This is a genomic window from Streptomyces lushanensis (assembly GCF_001700515.1).
GTDB classification, from domain to species: domain Bacteria; phylum Actinomycetota; class Actinomycetes; order Streptomycetales; family Streptomycetaceae; genus Streptomyces; species Streptomyces lushanensis.
Window position 1 is genome coordinate 1 of record NZ_MAUD01000067.1, and the last position, 18,014, is coordinate 18,014.

At 71.4% G+C, this 18,014-nt stretch carries 11 protein-coding genes; 2 read left to right on the forward strand and 9 right to left on the reverse strand.

The window, feature by feature from the left end:
• The 4 genes from BFF77_RS37860 to BFF77_RS05885 form a co-directional block, all read right to left on the reverse strand.
• Nucleotides 1-318 (reverse strand): LAETG motif-containing sortase-dependent surface protein (locus BFF77_RS37860; protein ID WP_342671204.1); only part of this gene is annotated, 318 nt, incomplete at its 3' end.
• 114 nt (nucleotides 319-432) lie between these two features.
• Nucleotides 433-1,719: a DNA polymerase Y family protein gene (locus BFF77_RS36595; RefSeq protein ID WP_245703279.1), complete on the reverse strand. Its 1,287-nt coding sequence runs from the start codon at nucleotides 1,717-1,719 to the stop codon at nucleotides 433-435.
• Nucleotides 1,716-5,222 (reverse strand): DNA polymerase III subunit alpha, encoded by a 3,507-nt coding sequence (locus BFF77_RS05880; RefSeq protein WP_066944506.1) that lies wholly within the window; start codon nucleotides 5,220-5,222, stop codon nucleotides 1,716-1,718. The genes BFF77_RS36595 and BFF77_RS05880 overlap by 4 nt, the downstream gene beginning before the upstream one ends.
• 384 nt (nucleotides 5,223-5,606) lie before the next feature.
• The gene (locus tag BFF77_RS05885) at nucleotides 5,607-6,689 is read right to left on the reverse strand and encodes a S1 family peptidase (protein ID WP_066944508.1); all 1,083 of its coding nucleotides are present in this window, start codon (nucleotides 6,687-6,689) and stop codon (nucleotides 5,607-5,609) included.
• 431 nt (nucleotides 6,690-7,120) lie between these two features.
• Here BFF77_RS05885 and BFF77_RS05890 point away from each other — a divergent pair, with 431 nt between their 5' ends.
• Nucleotides 7,121-7,948 carry an alpha/beta fold hydrolase gene (locus BFF77_RS05890; RefSeq protein ID WP_425424344.1) on the forward strand — a complete coding sequence of 276 codons (828 nt, stop codon included), beginning with the start codon at nucleotides 7,121-7,123 and terminating at the stop codon, nucleotides 7,946-7,948.
• A 135-nt stretch (nucleotides 7,949-8,083) separates the two neighbouring features.
• Here BFF77_RS05890 and fxsT read toward each other — a convergent pair whose 3' ends face one another.
• From fxsT to BFF77_RS34250, 5 genes are all read right to left on the reverse strand, one after another.
• Nucleotides 8,084-12,016, reverse strand: coding sequence for an FxSxx-COOH system tetratricopeptide repeat protein (fxsT, locus tag BFF77_RS05895; protein WP_066944512.1), 3,933 nt, complete (start codon nucleotides 12,014-12,016; stop codon nucleotides 8,084-8,086).
• Complete coding sequence (locus BFF77_RS05900; protein ID WP_169922616.1) at nucleotides 12,000-13,355, reverse strand: TIR-like protein FxsC; 1,356 nt, start codon at nucleotides 13,353-13,355, stop codon at nucleotides 12,000-12,002. Before BFF77_RS05900 ends, fxsT begins: the two co-directional genes overlap by 17 nt.
• An 89-nt stretch (nucleotides 13,356-13,444) precedes the next feature.
• Nucleotides 13,445-14,245: an AAC(3) family N-acetyltransferase gene (locus BFF77_RS05905; RefSeq protein WP_245703280.1), complete on the reverse strand. Its 801-nt coding sequence runs from the start codon at nucleotides 14,243-14,245 to the stop codon at nucleotides 13,445-13,447.
• Entirely contained in the window at nucleotides 14,238-16,613 is a 2,376-nt protein-coding gene (fxsBH, locus tag BFF77_RS05910; protein WP_211280166.1) for a radical SAM/SPASM protein FxsBH, inactivated beta-hydroxylase extension form, read from the reverse strand. Before fxsBH ends, BFF77_RS05905 begins: the two co-directional genes overlap by 8 nt.
• 42 nt (nucleotides 16,614-16,655) lie before the next feature.
• Complete coding sequence (locus BFF77_RS34250; RefSeq protein ID WP_107422087.1) at nucleotides 16,656-16,820, reverse strand: FXSXX-COOH protein; 165 nt, start codon at nucleotides 16,818-16,820, stop codon at nucleotides 16,656-16,658.
• A 230-nt stretch (nucleotides 16,821-17,050) separates the two neighbouring features.
• Between BFF77_RS34250 and BFF77_RS05915 the strand changes: the two genes are divergently transcribed.
• Nucleotides 17,051-17,977 carry a DUF4231 domain-containing protein gene (locus BFF77_RS05915; protein WP_066944517.1) on the forward strand — a complete coding sequence of 309 codons (927 nt, stop codon included), beginning with the start codon at nucleotides 17,051-17,053 and terminating at the stop codon, nucleotides 17,975-17,977.
• The last annotated feature ends 37 nt before the right edge of the window (nucleotides 17,978-18,014 follow it).

The following is an 18,014-nucleotide window of genomic DNA, read 5'->3' on the forward strand; positions in this document are numbered from 1 at the left end:
CCTGCGCCTGGCCGTGGCGAACAGCAGGGCGGCGCCGATGGCGAGGACCGTCGTGCCGCCGATCGCGAGATACGGGGTGGCGCCGGAGCCACCGGTCTCGGCGAGGTTCTGCTGTCCGGTGACCGGCTGCTCCGTGGCGGGCCGCTCGGCGGGGGATTGCTCGTCGGCGGCGCCGACGGCCTTCGTCTCCGGGGAGTTGGTGTCGCCGTAGGCCTCGGCGGCGGTGTCGGCGGTGTCCGTGTCGGCGGGAGTGGCCAGGAAGGTGACGGCCAGCAACAGCGCGGTCAGTGGTCCGAACGCGCGTTTCCAGGGCAGCATCGTGCGATCTCCTTGCGGCTCAAGGGAAATGGCGATGTCTTCAGCCCTGTGGCCCGGACCACAAAGATGGTGGCGCTGAGCCAAGTTACGCACGGGTAAAGCGGGGAAGGGAAGTTACGCGTCGGTAAAAACTCCTGGGCGCCGGAGGCCGTACGCCCCGCCGCCCTGACCGTGGTGACGGTCGCCGGCCAGGGCGGCGGGGCGTACGGCCTCCGGCCCGAAGCGGCGGCGGGCCCGGTCCGCGGCGGCCTCGGCCGCGCGGGCGCGGTCGTCGCCGGGATCCAGGGAGAGCTGGCGGTACGCGCCGCGGGCCGGCAGCAGGCCGTCGGCGCGGATCACGAAGGCACGGACCCTCGCCCGCTGCAGTCCGAGGGCGGCGAGCAGGTCCAGGGCGGCCGTGACGAGGGCGGGCGAGTGATCGGTGGGTTCCGTCAGCGGACGCGTACGCGTGGTGGAGCCGCCGTCGGCGTACCGCACCGTCAGGGTGAGGCGCCGGGCGACCTGGCCCTCACCGCGCAGACACTGACCGATCCGGTCGGCGAGTCCCAGAACGGCGCGGTGATGCCACACCGGATCGAGACAGTCCCGGTCGAGCACGAGATCGGCGACCAGACCCTGTCCGGTCGGTCGTCGTGGATCGGCCCGGGGCGGCCGGTGGAGGGGGTACCCCCCGTGCCGTTCGGGCCACGGGGAAGCATCGCGAGGCGGGGCATCGGCGTTGTCGATGGACCGGATGTACCCGGGCGACCCCGGCCCCGGCCCCGACAACACCCCCGCCTCCGGTCCCGACAGCATGGCGAGGTGCCGTGCCGGACGTTCCGGGTCCACGGGGATCGGCCGGACAGGGCCCGGACGTACCGCCCGCTCCGGCGGCACGACCGGGCGGGGGTCGTGGCCGCGGGCCCGCTCGGCGAGCAAGCGGGCCCGGCCGGCGCCGAGAAGGCGTTGCAGGGTCTCCGCGGGGAGGTCGGCGACCTGGCCGATGGTGTGCAGACCGTACCGGCCGAGCACGGCCGCCGTCGTACGGCCGGTCCCGGGCAGCGCGGCGACCGGCCGGGGACGCAGCCAGGCGGCGGCCTCCCCGGCGGGGACCCATGTGGTCTGTCCCGGCGCGGACTCGTCGGCCGCCATGGTGGCCACCATGCGGTTGTCCGCGAGCCCGGCGCTGCTCTCGACGCCGTACAGGCCCATCAGCCTGAGCTTCGCCGTCCCGACCAGTTCCCGCGGCCCGCGGCCGAAGTATCTGAGCGCCGAGGTCAGATCGAGCTGGACGGCATCGGGCGCCACCGCCCGGACGTGCGGGGTGATGCCGGTCAGGAGATCCAGCGCGTCCGCGTACCGGTCGTCGTCCCGTACGGCGTGCAGGCGCAGGTGCGCGATGTACCGCGGACGGGACGTCATCCCGCGCTCCCCGGGCTGCGGTGGCCGAGCTTCCTCAGGTCGGCCGAACGGCTGCCGGGCGGTTGCAGATCGGCATACGGATGCAGCAGGGCGCCCGTCGTCCCGTTGGTCAGAGTGCGTCCACCGGCCGGAGCGCGCCCGTCGTCCGAAACACCCCCCGGCTGCGCGGGAGTCGGTCGCGGACGGTCCGCCCCGAGCAGGGCGAGAGCGGCCTCCGGGCCGTGGTCGCGGCGGGCGGCGGCGATCCGGTCCAGGTCCCAGGCCATGGCGCCGACGACCGTACGCCGGGTACCGCGCACCTGTACCGTGCCGCGGACCAGCAGCAGCCCGCTGTGGAAGACGGTGTACGCGCAGGCGGGGTGGGAGTCCTCGAAGAACGCCAGGTCGACCAGGCCGGAGCCGTCCTCCAGGGTGACGAAGATGACGCGCTTGCCGCTGGCGATCGGCGGGGTCTGGGTGGCCGACCGTACCCCGGCGACCAGCACCCGCTGTCCCTCCCGCAGACCCGCGAGATGCGCCGCGTCGGTCGCGCCGATCTCCCGCAGCAGCCGGTGGTGATACTCCATCAGATGCCGTGACACATCGATACCGAGCGTGTGCAGTTCCGCGCCCAGGATGTCGCGCCCGGTCATCTCCGGCAGACCGCTCGGCCCGGCGCCGCCGACCGCGTCCGCCCGCAGCGGCAGCTGGCCCTCGCCCGCGGACCGGGCACGGGACTGCCGGTGGAGTTCGGCGATCTGGAGCAGCAGGTCCCGCCGGGTGAGCCGTCCGTCGTGCAGCGCGCCCAGGGCCCCGATCTCCGCGAGCTGTTCGGCGACCGGCCGGCTGGGGCGGGCGCGCTGCCAGAAGTCCGACAGGGACTCGTACGGCTGCCCCGCCTCGATACGCGCGCACTCGTCCGCGCTGACGCCGCGCACCCCGGACAGGGCGAGCCGTACTCCCCAGCACTCCCCACCGGCCTGCTCCCCGCCGGTCCGCTCCACGGTGTGCTTCGCCGTGGAGCGGTTGACGTCGACGGGCAGGACCGGGACACCGCGCCGGCGGGCGTCGGCGACGATGACCCGCTTGGGCCACATCCCCGGGTCGTGCTCCAGCAGCCCGGCCAGCAGAAAAGCCGGGTAATGAGCCTTCAGCCAGGCACTTTGCAGCGCGGGCACGGCGAAGGCGACCGCGTGCGCCCGGCAGAAGCCGTACGCGCCGAAGGCCTCGACGGTCTTCCACACCTCGTCCCGGACCGCCGCGCCGTACCCGCGGGCGCGTGCCTGGCGGTGGAACCAGTCCTTGATCCTGGGCAGCCGGTCCTGGTCACCGAGCGCCCGCCGGGCGAGCTCGGCCATCGCCCGGTCGCACCCGGTCAGCACATGCAGTGTCTCGATGACCTGCTCGTGCCAGATGGTCACGCCGTAGGTGTCGGCGAGCACCGGTTCGAGGTCCGGATGGGCGTAGTCCGGTCTGCCGCCATGACGTGCGGCGATGTACCGCTCGGGCATTCCGCCGGCGACCGGGCCCGGACGGAAGAGGCTGATGTCGGCGATGACGTCCTGCGGGTCACGGGGCCGCAGCCGCGACAGAAGATCCTGCTGGCCGGGCGATTCGAGCTGGAACAGCCCTATGGTCTGGCTCTCCTGGATGATCTTGAAGGCGAAGACGTCGTCGAGCGGCACCTGCCGTGGGTCGTCCAGGTCGATACGGTCGCCGGTCACCCGCTCGATCTCGGTGACCGCGTGGGCCATCGCGGACTGCATCCGTACGCCCAGGACGTCCAGCTTGATGTTGCCCAGGGCCTCGGTCTCCTCCTTGGCGGCCATCGCCATCGGGTAGTCGCCCTGGGGGGTGGGCTGCACCGGCAGCCGGTCCAGAAGCGTCGCGTCGCTGATGATCACTCCGCAGGGATGCATGGCCATGCCGTGGACGAGCGAGTCGAGGCCCTCGGCGAGCTCCCACAGCGGCCCGTACCGCTCCGCCTCGGCCGCCAGTGACCGCAGCTCGGGAAGTTCGGCGAGCGCGCCGGTGATGTCCGACGCCCGCAGATGCGGGAAGCTCTTGGCGATCCGGTCGATGTCCGCCGGCGCGATCCCGAGGGCGAGGCCGGTGTCCCGCAGGGCCCGGCGGGCCCGGTAGGTCTCGGGCATCGCGATGACCGCCACCCGCTCCTTGCCGAACCGGTCGAAGATCGCGTCGTAGCACTCCAGTCTCCTGGCGGACTCCACGTCGATGTCGATGTCCGGGAGCAGCGCCCGCCGCACGCTCAGAAAGCGTTCGAACAGCAGGCGGTGATCAAGCGGATCGGCCGTGGCGATGCCCAGCGCGTGGCAGACCATCGATCCCGCGCCCGAGCCACGGGCCGCGACCCGGATGCCCAGCTCCCTGATGTCGCTCACGACCTGGCCGACGGCGAGGAAGTACGGGTCGTAGCGCAGCCGGGAGATCACCGCGAGCTCTTCGTCCAGCCGGTCGAGCGCGGCGCCGTCGCGGTCCAGACCGCGCCGGACCAGGCCGGCCTCGCACCGCCGGCGCAGCAGCCGCGCCGAGCCGTCCGCGCCGGGCCCGGCGCCGAGCACCGCCGCCTCCGGGAAGTGCGGTGTGCCCAGACCGAGGTCGGCCACGGGATCGACGGTGCACGCGGCAGCCGTGGCGGCGGTGTCCGCCAGCAGCCGGTCCGCCCGCCGGGCGTCCGCTCCGGCGCATTCCGCGATCTCTCGCGCGATGCCGGCCATCGCTCCTTCGTCCTTGAGCCAGCGCTGCCCGCTGTCCAGCCGGCGCCGGTCGACGGGTCGCAGCAGCCGCGCGGCGTCCAGGACGTCGGCGAGCCGGTGCTGGCCGGGGTCGGCGTAGCGGACGGCGTTGGAGAGCACGGCGGTGGTGCGGGTACGGTCGGCCAGCGCCAGGGTCCGGGCGGCGAGCCGCAGCGAGCCCGGCCCGGTGCCGGAGCGCCCGTGCAGGACGGTCTCCAGCCGGACCCCGTCGCCGAAGATCTCCCGCCACGGCGCCAGCAGCCTCACCGCGGCGTCCTCCCGCCCGGCCGCCAGCGCCCGTACCGGCTCCGAGAGCGGTCCGAGCAGCACGGTCAGTCCGGCGCCGCCGTACTCGCGCAGCGCCTCCCACGGCACCACCACCGGTGCCGCGCCGGCCGCGGTGCCGGCGTGCGCGGCCGATGTGATGCGGCACAGCCGTGCCCATCCGGCCCGGTCCCGCGCGAGCAGCACGAACCGCAGCGGCGGCTCGACGACATGCGCGCCGCCGCGCGCCGGGGTGCGGCGGCGCACCGCCGGAGGCGGCGGCTCGACGGCCTCCACCGCCAGATCGACACCGAGGACGGGCCGGACACCGGCCTCGGCGCAGGCCCGCACGAACCGCACGGCACCCGTGACCGTGTCCCGGTCGGTGAGCGCGAGCGCCGTCATACCGCGCTCGGCCGCCCGCCGTACGAGCTGCTCGGGATGGGCCGCGCCGTAGCGGGCGGAGTAACCGGACGCGACGTGCAGATGGGCGTGGCCCGCCATGTCGCACCTCCATCACTCCACCCCATTTTCAGCCATTCACCCGATATCTCCATCGGACATCAGTTCGATTACCATAACCCCATCATCCCCGGTCAGCGCCCCGGCCAGTGCCCTGGTCGCACACACGGCCGCCTCCGTTCGACTCGCAACGACCGGCCGGAAACAGACACTCTCCGCCACCTCTACGGCCTGGCACCGAAGTTGGGACCGACCGCTCCCCGAGGGGGTCGTGTCCGTTCGCAGCGATGACGTTCGTCACCCCGGGCCGTGGGGCCGTCGCCCCGGGCCGTACGCCGCGCGCGGTGCCACGTACATCCACGCGCAACCCGAAGGGCCCGGACCACCACGGGGTGGTCCGGGCCCTTCGGGTGGGCTCGCGAGGTATCAGCCGATCTGGGCACCGAACACGGCGAGTGCCTCCGTCACCGGCTGGAAGAAGGTCACACCGCCCGAGGAGCAGTCGCCGCTGCCGCCCGAGGTCAGTCCGAGCGCGGTGTCGCCCGCGAAGAGCGAGCCGCCGCTGTCGCCCGGCTCCGCGCAGACCGAGGTCTGGATCAGACCGTTGACGATGTCACCGTTGCCGTAGTTCACGGTGGCGTCGAGTCCGGTGACCTGTCCGTCGTGCACCTGCGTGGTGGAGCCGCTGCGGGTCACCTGCTGGCCGACCGTCGGGTCGGCCGCGCCGGTGATCGGCCGGCTGGAGCCGTCGTAGAGGTTGACCTCGCTCGGATGCGCGACCTCCGCGGTGTACCTGACCAGGCCGTAGTCGTCGTCCGGGAAGCTGGACCCCTCGTTCGTCCCGATCACGGTGCCCTGCGCGTCGGACCAGGTCTGGATGGCCTCCGTGCAGTGCCCGGCGGTCAGGAAGTACGGCGCGCCGTCCTTGACCACGTTGAAGCCGAGCGAGCAGCGACCGCCGCCGCCCGTGATGGCGTCGCCGCCGGCGACGAAGGGGGTGAACTCCCCCGCCGTCCGCTTCAGTTCGGCCTTGCCGCCGAGCCCTTCCACCACACCGCTGAGCCGGTCCCACGCCTCGCCCCCGACCGTACGGTCGGCCGTGACGACCACCTTGTTGGTCACCGGGTCGACCGACCAGGACGTGCCGGGCACGGCCGCCCGGTCCGCGAGTGCCTGCCGGGCGCTCCTCAGCTCGGCCAGGGAGTTCCGGACCACTCTGGCCCTGCCGCCGGCCCGGCGTACGGTCTCGGCCGCCCGCTCGTCGACGACATTCATCACCAGGGCCCCGGACTCGGCGTCGTAGTACGAACCGGCTGCGGCGGCGCCCAGATCCTCGCCGAGGACGGAAGCGAGATTTCCGGCCGCCTTGGCCGTGAGTGACTTGACCTCGAACGGGGGTGTTTCCTCACTGGCGTTCGCAGTCTGGAAGGTGATTCCCGCGACGACCAGTGCGATCACGGCACCGCCCGCCGCCGTCGCCCTTTTCCTCGATATGCGCCGGTGGTTCAATGTCGGCCTCCTGTGGGGGAACCGCGCCGGGGCATGTGGGGTGACCTGACACGGAGTAGGAGCCGCCCACTATTCCGAGATCGAACGGCCGTGCACAAGGCCGACTTCAGGACGGGCGCACCACGGGCCGGCCGGGCGGACGGCCTGCCCGGCGACCGAGGTCAGGGAGTGTCCGTTCCGTTTGCGAACACTCGGTGCAACTGCCGTGTCATCAGCGGGTGAGGACTAGTCCTGTCCTGAATCCATCCCCACCGGAGCGCGGATCGGCCTTATGCAATCGGCTGCGGCCCGGGACAATCAACATGAACCGGGCTCTTGTACAGCTCTTGTACGGAGGGCACAGCGCTGTGCCGAGGTCATGGCCGAGGCGCATATGACAAAGGGGGCGGGAGTTGCGACGTCGGCTGCGCGTGGCGGACGGGCGGCATCTGATGGTGGAACGTCTGGGAGATCCGCGCGGCAGACCGGTCTTCCTGCTGCACGGCACACCGGGCAGCAGGCTGGGTCCCGCCCCGCGCGGCATGGTGCTGTATCAGCGGGGGATGCAGCTCATCGCCTACGACCGCCCGGGATACGGCGGTTCCGACCGGCTGGAGGGCCGCAGTGTGGCCGATGTGGTCCAGGACGTGGCGGCGATCGCCGACGCCCTCGGGCTCGAACGGTTCGCCGTCGCGGGCCGCTCGGGCGGCGCTCCGCACGCCCTGGCCTGCGCCGCGCTGATGCCCGACCGGGTGACCCGTACGGCGGCGCTGGTCACGCTCGCCCCGTGGGACGCCGACGGGCTCGACTGGTTCGAGGGCATGGCCGCCTCCAACGTCCTGGAGTACACCGCCGCGTCCAAGGACCCGGACGGCATGGCCGCGCGGTTCATCCCACGGGCGGACGCGATCAGGAAGGACCCGATGCGGCTGCTGGACGATCTGCGCAGAGAGCTGACGGACTCCGACCGCATGGTGGTCGCCGATGCCGGGGTCAGGACGATGCTGCTGCGCAACTACCAGGAGGGGCTGCGGGGTTCGGCGTACGGCTGGATCGACGACGCCATCGCCCTGTGCAGTCCGTGGGGTTTCGACCCCACCGGCATCCAGGGCCCGGTGCTGCTGTGGCACGGCGAGCAGGACGTCTTCTCGCCGGTCGGCCACGCCCGCTGGCTCGCCGAGCGGATCCCGAGCGCGACCGTCGTACTGGAGCCGGCCGCCGCGCACTTCGCCGCCCTCGACGCCCTTCCCCGGATCCTCACCTGGCTGCTGGAGGACTGAGCCCGCGACGGGCGGGAGGCAGGCCCGCCGCCGGGTGGTGCGGCCTCGTCCTGGCCGCACCACCCGCCGCACCCGCACCGTCCGCCGCAGCCGCACCCGCACCACCGCCGGGCCCGCCCGCACCGCCCGCCGCGCTCACACCGCCAGCGGCTCCAGATCGCGGTACACCCTGCGGTCGTCCCGCGCGAACCGGGTCAGCGCGTGGTCGTCGCCCAGCAGCCGCGTCAGCTCCTCGACCGTCTCCGTCCGCAGCAGCGCCGCCTCGTCCTTGCGGCCCAGCGCCCCCAGCGTCACACACATGTTGGAGGCGACGGCGAGCGTCTCGGGATGGTGCGAGCCCAGCGCCACCCGCAGTCCCGCCACGGCCTTGCGCTCGGTGACCAGCGCCTCTTCCAGCTCGCCCAGGTCCGCCTTGGCGTTGGCGAGACTGACCGTGCAGAACAGCGTGTGCGGATGGTCGTCGCCCAGCACCTCCCGCATGGTCCGCAGCGCGCCCTGGAGAAGCTGCTCCGCCAGTTCCGGAGCGCCGCATCCCCACTGGTAGACACCGAGGTTGTTGATCGCGGCGAGGGTGTACGGATGCCGCTCGCCCGGCACCCGGAGGTACTGGTCGACGATCTCCTGCGCCAGATCCCGGGCCGCCACCGGCTCCCCGGCGGCGAAGTGGTCGGCGGCCAGATTGAGATCGCAGGCCAGCGAGTCCGGGTTGGGCTCGCCGCCGTACTTGGCGCGGTAGCGGTTACGGGTGGCCGTGGTCAGCCGGCGCGCGTCCTCCAGCCGCCCGGCCCTGCGCAACGACACGGCGAGGCTCTTGGCCGCGGCCAGAGTGCCGGGAAAGGCCCGCCCGAGCTGCTCCTTGTAGAGGGCGTACGTCCGGGTGAGCAGCGCGACCGAGTCCTCGTACCGGCCGATCTCCCGCAGATCGCGCGCCAGACTGGTGGCGGAGGAGAGGGTGTACGGATGCTCGGGGCCGAGCACCTCGGTCCGCCGGTCGAAGACGTCCTGGTCCATCTCGCGCGCCTGCGAGTAGCGGCCCACCATCCGCAGGTTCAGCGCCCGGTTGTTGGCGGCGGCGAGCGTCCTCGGATGGGACTCGTGGAAGATCCCGCTGAATCCCTCGTGCGCCTCCTGCGCCAGCTCCAGCGCCTTGGCGTACTCACCGAGGGTGCCGAGGTCCATGGCCAGTCCGCTGGTGGTCATGTACGTGTGCGGATGGGTCGGCCCGAGCACCCTGCGCTGCCGTTCGAGAGTCTCCTCGTCCAGCTCGCGCGCCTCCACGTAACGGCCCTGGGAGCGGAAGATGTTGGAGAGGTGGAAGCGCAGATACAGATACTGCGGATCGTCGTTGCCGAGCATCTCCCGCCAGCTCGTGCGCAGTTCGTCGGCGAGTTCGAAGGCGGCCAGCAGATCGCCGCGCTTCCACAGATAGCGCACCCGGTCGATCATCAGCCGCCGTGTCTCCGGCCGCTGGCACAGGCTCGCCTCGGAGGTGGCCAGATGCGGCCAGATGGTGGCGAACCGCTCCCAGGTGGCGGGATTGTCGATCGGCTCGTCACCGTCGGGCCGGGCGCCCGCGAGGATCCGGTGCACGGCGTGCCGGGCGTCCTGCTGCTCCTCCTCGGTGAGCTGCGCCCTGATGATGGCCTGGACCAGCCGGTGCACCTGGATGCTGTTGCCGACCTGGTCCACCTTGGCCAGCGCGAACCGGCCGATCTCCCGGATGACCCGGCCGAGCACCAGCGTCTCCTGGAGCGAGACGTCGTACGGCTTGAGCGCCTCGATCATCTCCTTGCTGTAGAGGAGATTCGCGGAGATCGGCTCCGGTGCGAAGAACGCGCAGAGCTGGAGCAGCCGTACCGCGGCGGGCGAGCGGTCCTTGAGCCGCTCGATGGAGATGTTCCAGGTCGCGGCGACCGGTTCCGGATAGCCGACGGGCTGGTTGAGCGCCAGCACGCTGGGCGCCTGCCGCCCGAGCTGGTCCAGATACTCGGTGACGGGCGTCGCGGTCTCCGCGATCCAGGCCGCGGCCTGCTCGACGGCGAGCGGCAGATCACCGACCGCGGTGGCCACCTTGTCGGCGTCCACGGCGGAGAGTCCGGGCGCGCGCCGCTGGAGGTGCTCGATGGACTCCTCCCGCAGAAAGACATCGACGGGCAGCGCGTCGCCGTACTGCGACCAGCTCTGGTTACGTGAGGTGACCAGGACATGGCCGGGTCCGCCCGGCGGGAAGAACCGCTTGAGCTGCTCGGGATCGTCGGCGTTGTCGAAGACCAGCAGCCAGCGCGAGGAGGGCACACCGCGCCGCAGCAGATCGACGGCCTCCTGCGAGGCGGCGGCCATGTCGTCGCCGCCCTGCGCCCCGAGCCGTACGGCCAGCTCGGCCAGGCCGGCCACCACATCGGCGGTCTGCTCGGACGAGATCCACCAGACCAGGTCGTAGTCGGCCATGAAGCGGTGCACGTACTCCAGCGCCACCTGGGTCTTGCCGACCCCGCCGAGCCCGTACAGGGTCTGCGGCTGCGGCAGTACCACGGCCATCCCGCCGCCGAGCTGATCGCGCATCCGCTCCAGGACGAGGGAGCGCCCGGTGAAGCCGGAGTTGCGGGCCGGCGCGTTCCAGATCTTGGGCACGGTGCCCGGGAAGCGCGGGCCGGGCGAGACCGCGTCGGCGAGCTGTACGGGCCGCTCCAGCGCGCGCAGCAGCGCCGTGGTGGCGTGCGCCTCGTCGAGCCGGAAGAGGTCCACCGGGTTGCGGTCGATGTACGGGGTGGTGAGCCGGACGTCGCCGACCCGCAGCGGTACGAGCCTGCGCCGGGCGCCGCCCGGGTCCTCGGACGCCGCGCGCGCCCAGACCTCCACGGCGCGCGAGGACTTGAGATAGGCGCTGGAGAGCAGGACGACCGTGCGGCTGGCGTTCTCGGCGGCCGGGCTCCCGAGGGCGTCCGGGCCCGCCGAGACATCGCGTGGGACGACCCGGAAACCGGCCCGGGTGAGCACCGACTCGATCCAGTCGGCCCACATCCGGTTCTCCGCCACATAGCTGAGGAAGAGATCGGCGGGCAGCGCGGGCCTGCGCCGGGTGAAGGCGTCCCTGACCCGCAGCCTGGTCTCCTCGCCGACCGTGGGCATCGAGGTGATGGCACCGTCGGTGACATAGGTGGTCAGCCGCTCGAACGCGGAGAGCAGGGAGTTGCTGAGACCGGCCTCGTCGCCGAAGGTCGCGAGGGTCTCCTCGTACGCGTAGTAGGGACGGTACGGAATCTCCACCGCGCCCCAGTAGGCGGTGAGTTCCTCCCCGGTGAGCCCGCCGGGGAACCGGTCGAACTTCAGCCGGGCCAGCGCGCGTCCCGCGTCCGCCTTCTCCTTCTCGCCCTCGTCGATCCGCATCGGCACGGGGAAGATCCGGATACCGCGACCGCCGTAGCGCTCGTCGATCTGGCGGGCCACCGCGGCGGCGCCGTCGATCGACTGGTCGCTGAGCGTGAAGCAGTCGACCAGCACATCGGGCAGATGGACCGTGCAGATGTCGGCGATGTCGCTCAGACCGGTCCTGCTGTCGATGAGGACATAGTCGTAGTGGGCCTTCATGTCGTCGCGCAGGGCGTCGAAGAAGTGGCCGCCGCCCAGCCGGTCGTAGAAGTTGTCCCAGTCGAAGGTGGAGACGGTCGCGGAGTACTCACGGTTCTGCTTGCCCGCGGAGACGAAGTCGAGTGTGCCGCCCGCCGGGAACTCCCAGCCGAGATGCTCCGGGGTCAGGGAGACGGCGTGCGGCTGGATACGCGCGTAGTCGCGGTGCCAGTCGTCGGGGCGCTCCACCGGGCTGGTGGCCGCCCAGGCGTACTCGGTGATCAGATCGATGACGCCGGTGGTGGCGCCCAGGGTGGAGGGATCGAGGAAGGGATGGAAGAACCGGTGCAGACCGGGTGCCTCCAGGTCCCAGTCGACGGCCAGGACCCGCTGTCCGTTGGCGGCGAGGATCCAGGCCGTATTGGCCAGGGCCATGGTGCGGCCCGTGCCTCCCTTGTACGAGTAGAAGGTGACGATGCGTCCGTCACGACGTTCTGTCATCCGTGTCCTCCGCATCGGGCGCCAGGTCGTGCGTCTCGGGGATGTAGTGCGTCGTCGCGTACTCGGCGGCCATCGGACCGCGCAGCCGCGGCCGTTCGACATGGCTGCCGCCCGCGGGCGGATAGACCGCCGCGTGTCTCAGGTACTGCTGGGCCGCCGCCTCGACCACCTGCGGCAGGATCTGGCCGAACGCCTCCATGCTGGGTACGCCTTTGGCGGCGGCCCGGCAGGCGGCCCGGCCCTGGCCCATCTTTCTCGGCATGGTCCGCTCCAGCTGCTCGGCCAGTTCGGCCTCCTCGGCCTTGTTCTGCTGATCCTCGCGGTTCCACGGCACGACGACGCTCACCCAGGGCCGGTGTTCGGCGTCGAACGCGGCGAGCCGCTCGCGCTGTTCCTCGTCGCGCAGGGCCCACCGGTCGACCAGCAGGATCTCCGGCCGGGTGGGCGACTGCTTGCCCTCGCGCGGTACGGGCACCTCGTCGAAGGAAAGGATGTCGGCCTGGTAATTGAGGGACCGCACCAGATCCCGGGTCACATATGCCAACGGCCTTACGGAGTCCGGGTGGTAGGGATTCCAGTCCTGGGCCATTCCGCCGTAGTAGTGCGAGGCCCGGCCCTCCGGGAGATCGTGGCGGGTGGGCGCGGCCACGGTGACCTGCATCGGGCGCGGCCCGCCGCTCGTGCCGAAAGCGCTCGGAGCGTTGCGGTAGTCGACGGGACGCCCCGGGCCGACGGCGGCGGTGTCGGCGACACTGACAATGCGTTTGGCAAGTTCGTAGACGGCCCGTTCGTACTCCTCGGCGAATATACGGAGTTTGATCAGACCGTAGAGCCCGTCGGTGACATAGCGGTCCCCGAAGTCCCGGTGGTTGAACTGCAACCGCTCGGCCGGGCCGGGCAGTTGACGCGGTGGCACCGGCACCCAGAGGGCCGGCACGATCGCCTCCGCCGTGCGATTGCTCTTTGCCTGTTCGTAGATGACACGCTGGGCGAAGGCGAACCACTCCTTGCCGCACATCTCACTGGCGAAGTAGCGCGGCGAGAAGAGCGGCACGAACACCCGGCAGGTCGCCAGGACTTCGGCCAGCCGCTCCGACCAGCCCTCCCCCGAGCGCATCTCCCGGTCGATGAAACCGGCCTGCGCTCCGGCCGGCAGGTCCGTCATGGCCATCACATGGGCGCTCAGATCCCGGAAGAGCCGCTCCACCCACATATCCGGGTCCGGTCCCCCCGCACCGTCCCTCGGCGTGTGCGCATAACTGAGAAAGAAGTACGGCCGATGGTCAGCCGCTCGCTGCTGCGGTAACGCTTGCACACGACCCCCGTCCTGTGTGAGCACTCACCCCCATGAAATCCCTGAAAATCATGGAGACGAGCGAACCAATCATTCCGGAAACGAGCCCCTCCCTCCCCGTGCCGTTCGGTCAATCAACGCCGCTTTTCAGTCATCCACGACTCCGCGTGGTCGACGGCGTCCCTGATCGAGAACGATCTCGCGGTTGTTCCGCCGAGCTGTCCCTTCTGTTCCAGATCCCATGGGAATGACGCCCCGATCGCCTCGAAATCACTGTCGTCGAGGCTGACGTCCTCATATTCCACCCACCGCGCGCCGTTGTCCGGCCCTTTCACCACACAGTGATAGGAGCGCACAGAAGCGCCGACACGGTATTCGGCCAGATGGAATGCCGTACAGGCGGCGAAACCCACATTCACCATCAGCACCCGCGCGTCCGCCGCCACCAGCGCGCCGAGCGGTGAGTCCTCGCCGAGATGGCTGTGGAGCGGATGCCCGGCCATGAGTTCCGCCGCGCGCCCCCCGATCGCGGCGAAGGAGGTCTGCGGATGCGTGCTCCGCACGGCCCCGGGAGCGGTGCGTACGGACTCGGCCAGCCGGCCCATCGCGGTGCAGGGCGTGGTCAGCGGATCGAAGGCGGGCATCCGGGCCCGGAAGGCCGCCGCCTGCCGCCGGGTCAGCCCCTGGATCTGGGCGAAGTGGGCCGACGAGGTGTCGGAGTTCTCCTCGGTGAAGGCGGGCACGACCAGGGTGCCGTCGGGGCCCAGCGCCGTCAGCAGGGCCGTACGGAGGGTGTCGGCGTCCAGTCCGGTGCCGCGCAGGGACGCGTGGACGAGCAGGGTCGTACCGTCGGTGACGCCCAGCGCGGCCAGTTCCCGGGCCAGTTCCCCGGCAGGGGCGTCGGTCGGCGCGGCGGTCGATGTCGTCTCAGCCACGGTCGGCCTCTTCCCGGAGTGTGGTCAGCAGGCTCTTCCCGCCGACGGTCAGTTCGGCCGCGCCCTCCAGCGTGTCCAGTGCCCGGCGGGCCTGGTCGCGGTGGCGGGGGTCGTACGCGGCGAGCCCCACCCGTTCGTACGCGCCCGACAGCAGCGCCGACAGCGGGACCGGCTCCTCCTGCCAGGGCGCCGGTCTGTGCCACTCGCCGTCCAGCGCGTAGAGATCGGTGACCTCGGTCAGCGCCCGCAGCCTGGCGGCGCGCACAGCGCGCAGCAGCGCGGGCGCCAGCTCCTCGGCGCCGCCGTGCAGGGGAACCCCCAGCGCTCCGTAGCCATGGCCGTGGGCGTAGCCGTGGCGCCGGTGGGCGGCCGGGGGTCCGGTGGTGACCAGAGGTGTCAGTGTGGACAGTGTCGCCGCGGCCTCGGCGGTCTGTTCCGGCACCCGCTCCCCGAGCAGCCGCCAGGCCGCCGCCAGCCGGTCGCTCCAGTCGGCCGCCTCGTCATGGCCGAGCCCGGGATGGACAGGGACGCCGAAGCAGTCGCGGTAGGGGTCGAGATCGTCGAGCGCGAACCCGGGCGCCCCGTCCCGGGCGAGCCGGCGCACCGGGCGCCAGTACGGGGTGGCCTCGTCGGGACGTACGAGGAGCGGCTCCGCCGTAGCGGCACGCACCACGAAGCCCTTCCCCGCCACGCGCACCTCGGCCTCTCCGTGCTCGCCGGGACCGCCCAGCCGCACGGTGCCCAGGGTGGGCAGATGGAGTCCGCCGTCCCGGTAACCGGTCCGGACGGGCAGATCCAGGCCGCCGCGGATGACCGCGGCGGCCACGTACGCGGGGAACCGGAGCGCGGTGGCGAGGGCGTCGGGCCGCTCCGCGCGCAGGGCGGCCACGGAATCGATCAGCCAGGTGCGGGTGTAGGGATGGGCGAGCACCTCGTCCAGCCCGTCGGTGTGTCCGGGGCTCGCGGTGTTCTCGGTGCCCGTGGTGGGTTCGGTGCCCGTGGTGGGTTCGGTGCTCGCGGTGTGTCCGGGGCTCGCGGTGGGTTCGGCGTCCGCTGTGTTGTGCGCGGCCCGCTCGACCGTGCCCGCCAGCTCCCAGGCCTCCTGCCAGGCGTCACCGCCGCGCCCGGCCAGCTCGGCGTGCAGCTCGGCCAGCAGCGAGCGGGTCAGGTCGTGCTGGGCGACGAGCAGTTCACCGGTGTCGGCGACGGCGGGCGGGACGAGGCCGGCTGCCGTACGGGACTCGATCCCGCGGATCAGTGCCTCCAGATCGGCGCAGTAGACCGAGGTGTTGTCGAAACCGCCCGGGGCCCTTGCGGCGGCCGTGGCCGGTCCCGAGCGGTAGCGGTGCGTGTAGAGACCGCCGCCGCAGGAGCGTACGACCGGGCACCGCTGGCAGGTCTCGCTCACACCCGCGAGCCCGAGCTGTCTGGTGCGCACTCCGGGATGCGCGGCGACCTCGTCGAAGGAGTGCGAGAAGACGTCAAACCCGGTGGCCGCCGCGCCGTCGTAGGCGCTCTTGAGAGAGTCGACCTGCTCCAGCGCGCCGTCGGTCTCCACGACCACCAGATCGGTGGGCGCGAGTCCCAGCGACTCGGTGAGGCTGGGACCGCCGCTCAGTGTGGAGAGCACCGACTCGAAGAGCCGTACGGGCATCGGCCGGCCGCCGGCGTCCCAGCGGTCGAAGACGGTGAGCAGCCAGTCGGCGTACGCGGTGGCCGAGCCGTCGGGGCGCGGCGGCGGATCGTCCCAGGTGGCGTGCGGCAGCAGGAAGTCGATCCGCGGCGGGTCCAGCGCGGCCAGCGCGTCGTACACCGCGACCGGGTCGTTGGCCACGTCGATGGTGCACAGCAGGCCGAGATCGAGCGGACGGTAGCGCTCCTGCCGCAGCAGGCCCACGGCCCGCAGGACCTGCGGATGGCTGCTGCGGCCGTCCGCGAAGCGGCGGTGCCGGTCGTTGGCCGCCTTGTCGCCGTCCAGGGAGATACCCACGCGGACGCCGAACTCCGCGAAGAGATCGAGATAGCGGGGGCTGAGCTGGAGCCCGTTGGTGTGGATCCGCAAGTCGAGTTCGGCCACCCCGTCGAGGGCCCCGGTCAGCGCCTCGCAGACGCGGCGCAGCCGCTCCGGCCCCGCCAGCAGAGGCTCCCCTCCGTGCAGGATCACTGACACGGAGGGCAGGGCGTGGGCCTTGGCATGCTCCGCGAGTCGCAGAGCCGTCCATGAGATCGCCTCGTCAGAGATTGCCTTGGGCCGGGTACGCCAACTCTGATCGGCGTGTTCGTAGATGTAGCAGTGGTCGCACGCAAGATCACATCTGCTGTGGACCTTCAACACGATCTCGCGAAATGGGACCAGGGGTCCTGTCATCAGACCAGTCTATGGGACCAGGGTCCTGTCATTACGCCAGTACTAGAGGGCGGAATTGAAGCTTGAGACGCGCGCGGTGCGGTCGGCGGGCATGGGCAGTACACGTCCGAGCTTCTTGGCGACACCGGCGTCGCGTACATCGATCTCCGCGAGGGGAGTCCTGTTCTTCTTCGCGGTGGCGAAGGTGGCAGAGGTCTGGTGGGTCACGACGGCCGTCCTTGGTGATGTAGTCCGGAGAGAAGACACGGCACCGTTGCAGTGTCAGCGGCTCGACTTTACTCTCGTTCCCCCGGGCAGCAACTCGGACGCTCGATGCCGGGACAAAACATAACGAGGAATTCACGGGGCTGAACCGCGCACAGCGTTCCGCCTATCGGGTGACAACAAAACAGCAGACGGGGGCGCGCATGGCCGAGTTACGCGGACCACTGCACAGCATGGTCTTCCGAAACGCTGATCTGCCGGTTCTCTTCCATCACGCGGACGCCATAGCCATCGCGCGCCAGCGGCAGGCCGTCCAGGCCACCCGCCTCCAGCTCCTGCTGCTCGTCGTGGGCGCCGCGCTGGCCGCCGTGCCCTGGGGGGTGAAGGTGGGGGGCTCGTTCCAACTCATCGGCGCACTCAGCGCGTTGGCGTACGCCGGAGTGCTTCTGCTCACCTTCCGCTCCGCGGGCCAGCGAGCAAAGTCGCATTGGCAACTCAACCGCTCCGCCGCGGAGTTCATCAAGTCGATGTCCTGGCGGTACGCGGTCCACGGAGCGCCCTTCGACACCGGTGCCACCGACGCGGCCGGCCTGTTCACCAGCCGGATGGAGGCGGGGCTGGGCGAGCTGAGGAAGGTGGGCTGGGAGGATCCGCGCGACGGTTCGGGCGGTGACAGCAGTGTCACGGGTGTGCTGGGACCGGTCGGTGAGCTGATCACGGGGCCCATGCGGCTGCTGCGCGAGAAGCCTTTCACGATACGCAAGGAGACCTATGTCAGGGACCGGCTGATCGAACAGCGCAACTGGTATCACCGCAGAAGGGTGATCTCCCGCCGTGCCACCACGCTCTGGTCGGTCACCATCGCCCTGCTGACCCTGCTGGCGCTCGTCCTGGCCACCCTGCGGACCTTCTCGGTCACCGGATCCTCGTCCGTGCTGGGGCTGTTGTCGGCGTCGGCCGCGGCCTGTCTGGCGTGGAGCGAGGTCCGCCGTCATCAGCCGCTCATCTCCGCGCACTCGCTGGTCGAGGAGGACCTGGCGGCGATGCACACGGCGATGGAGACGATGGTGACCGAGGGACAGTGGGCGAACGCCGTGTACGAGACCGAGCGGATCGTCTCGCCGCAGCACACCGACTGGCTGGTGCGGCACCGTAGTTGAGGGACTCCTGCCGCGCGGGCCGTCGCGCGGACCGGGT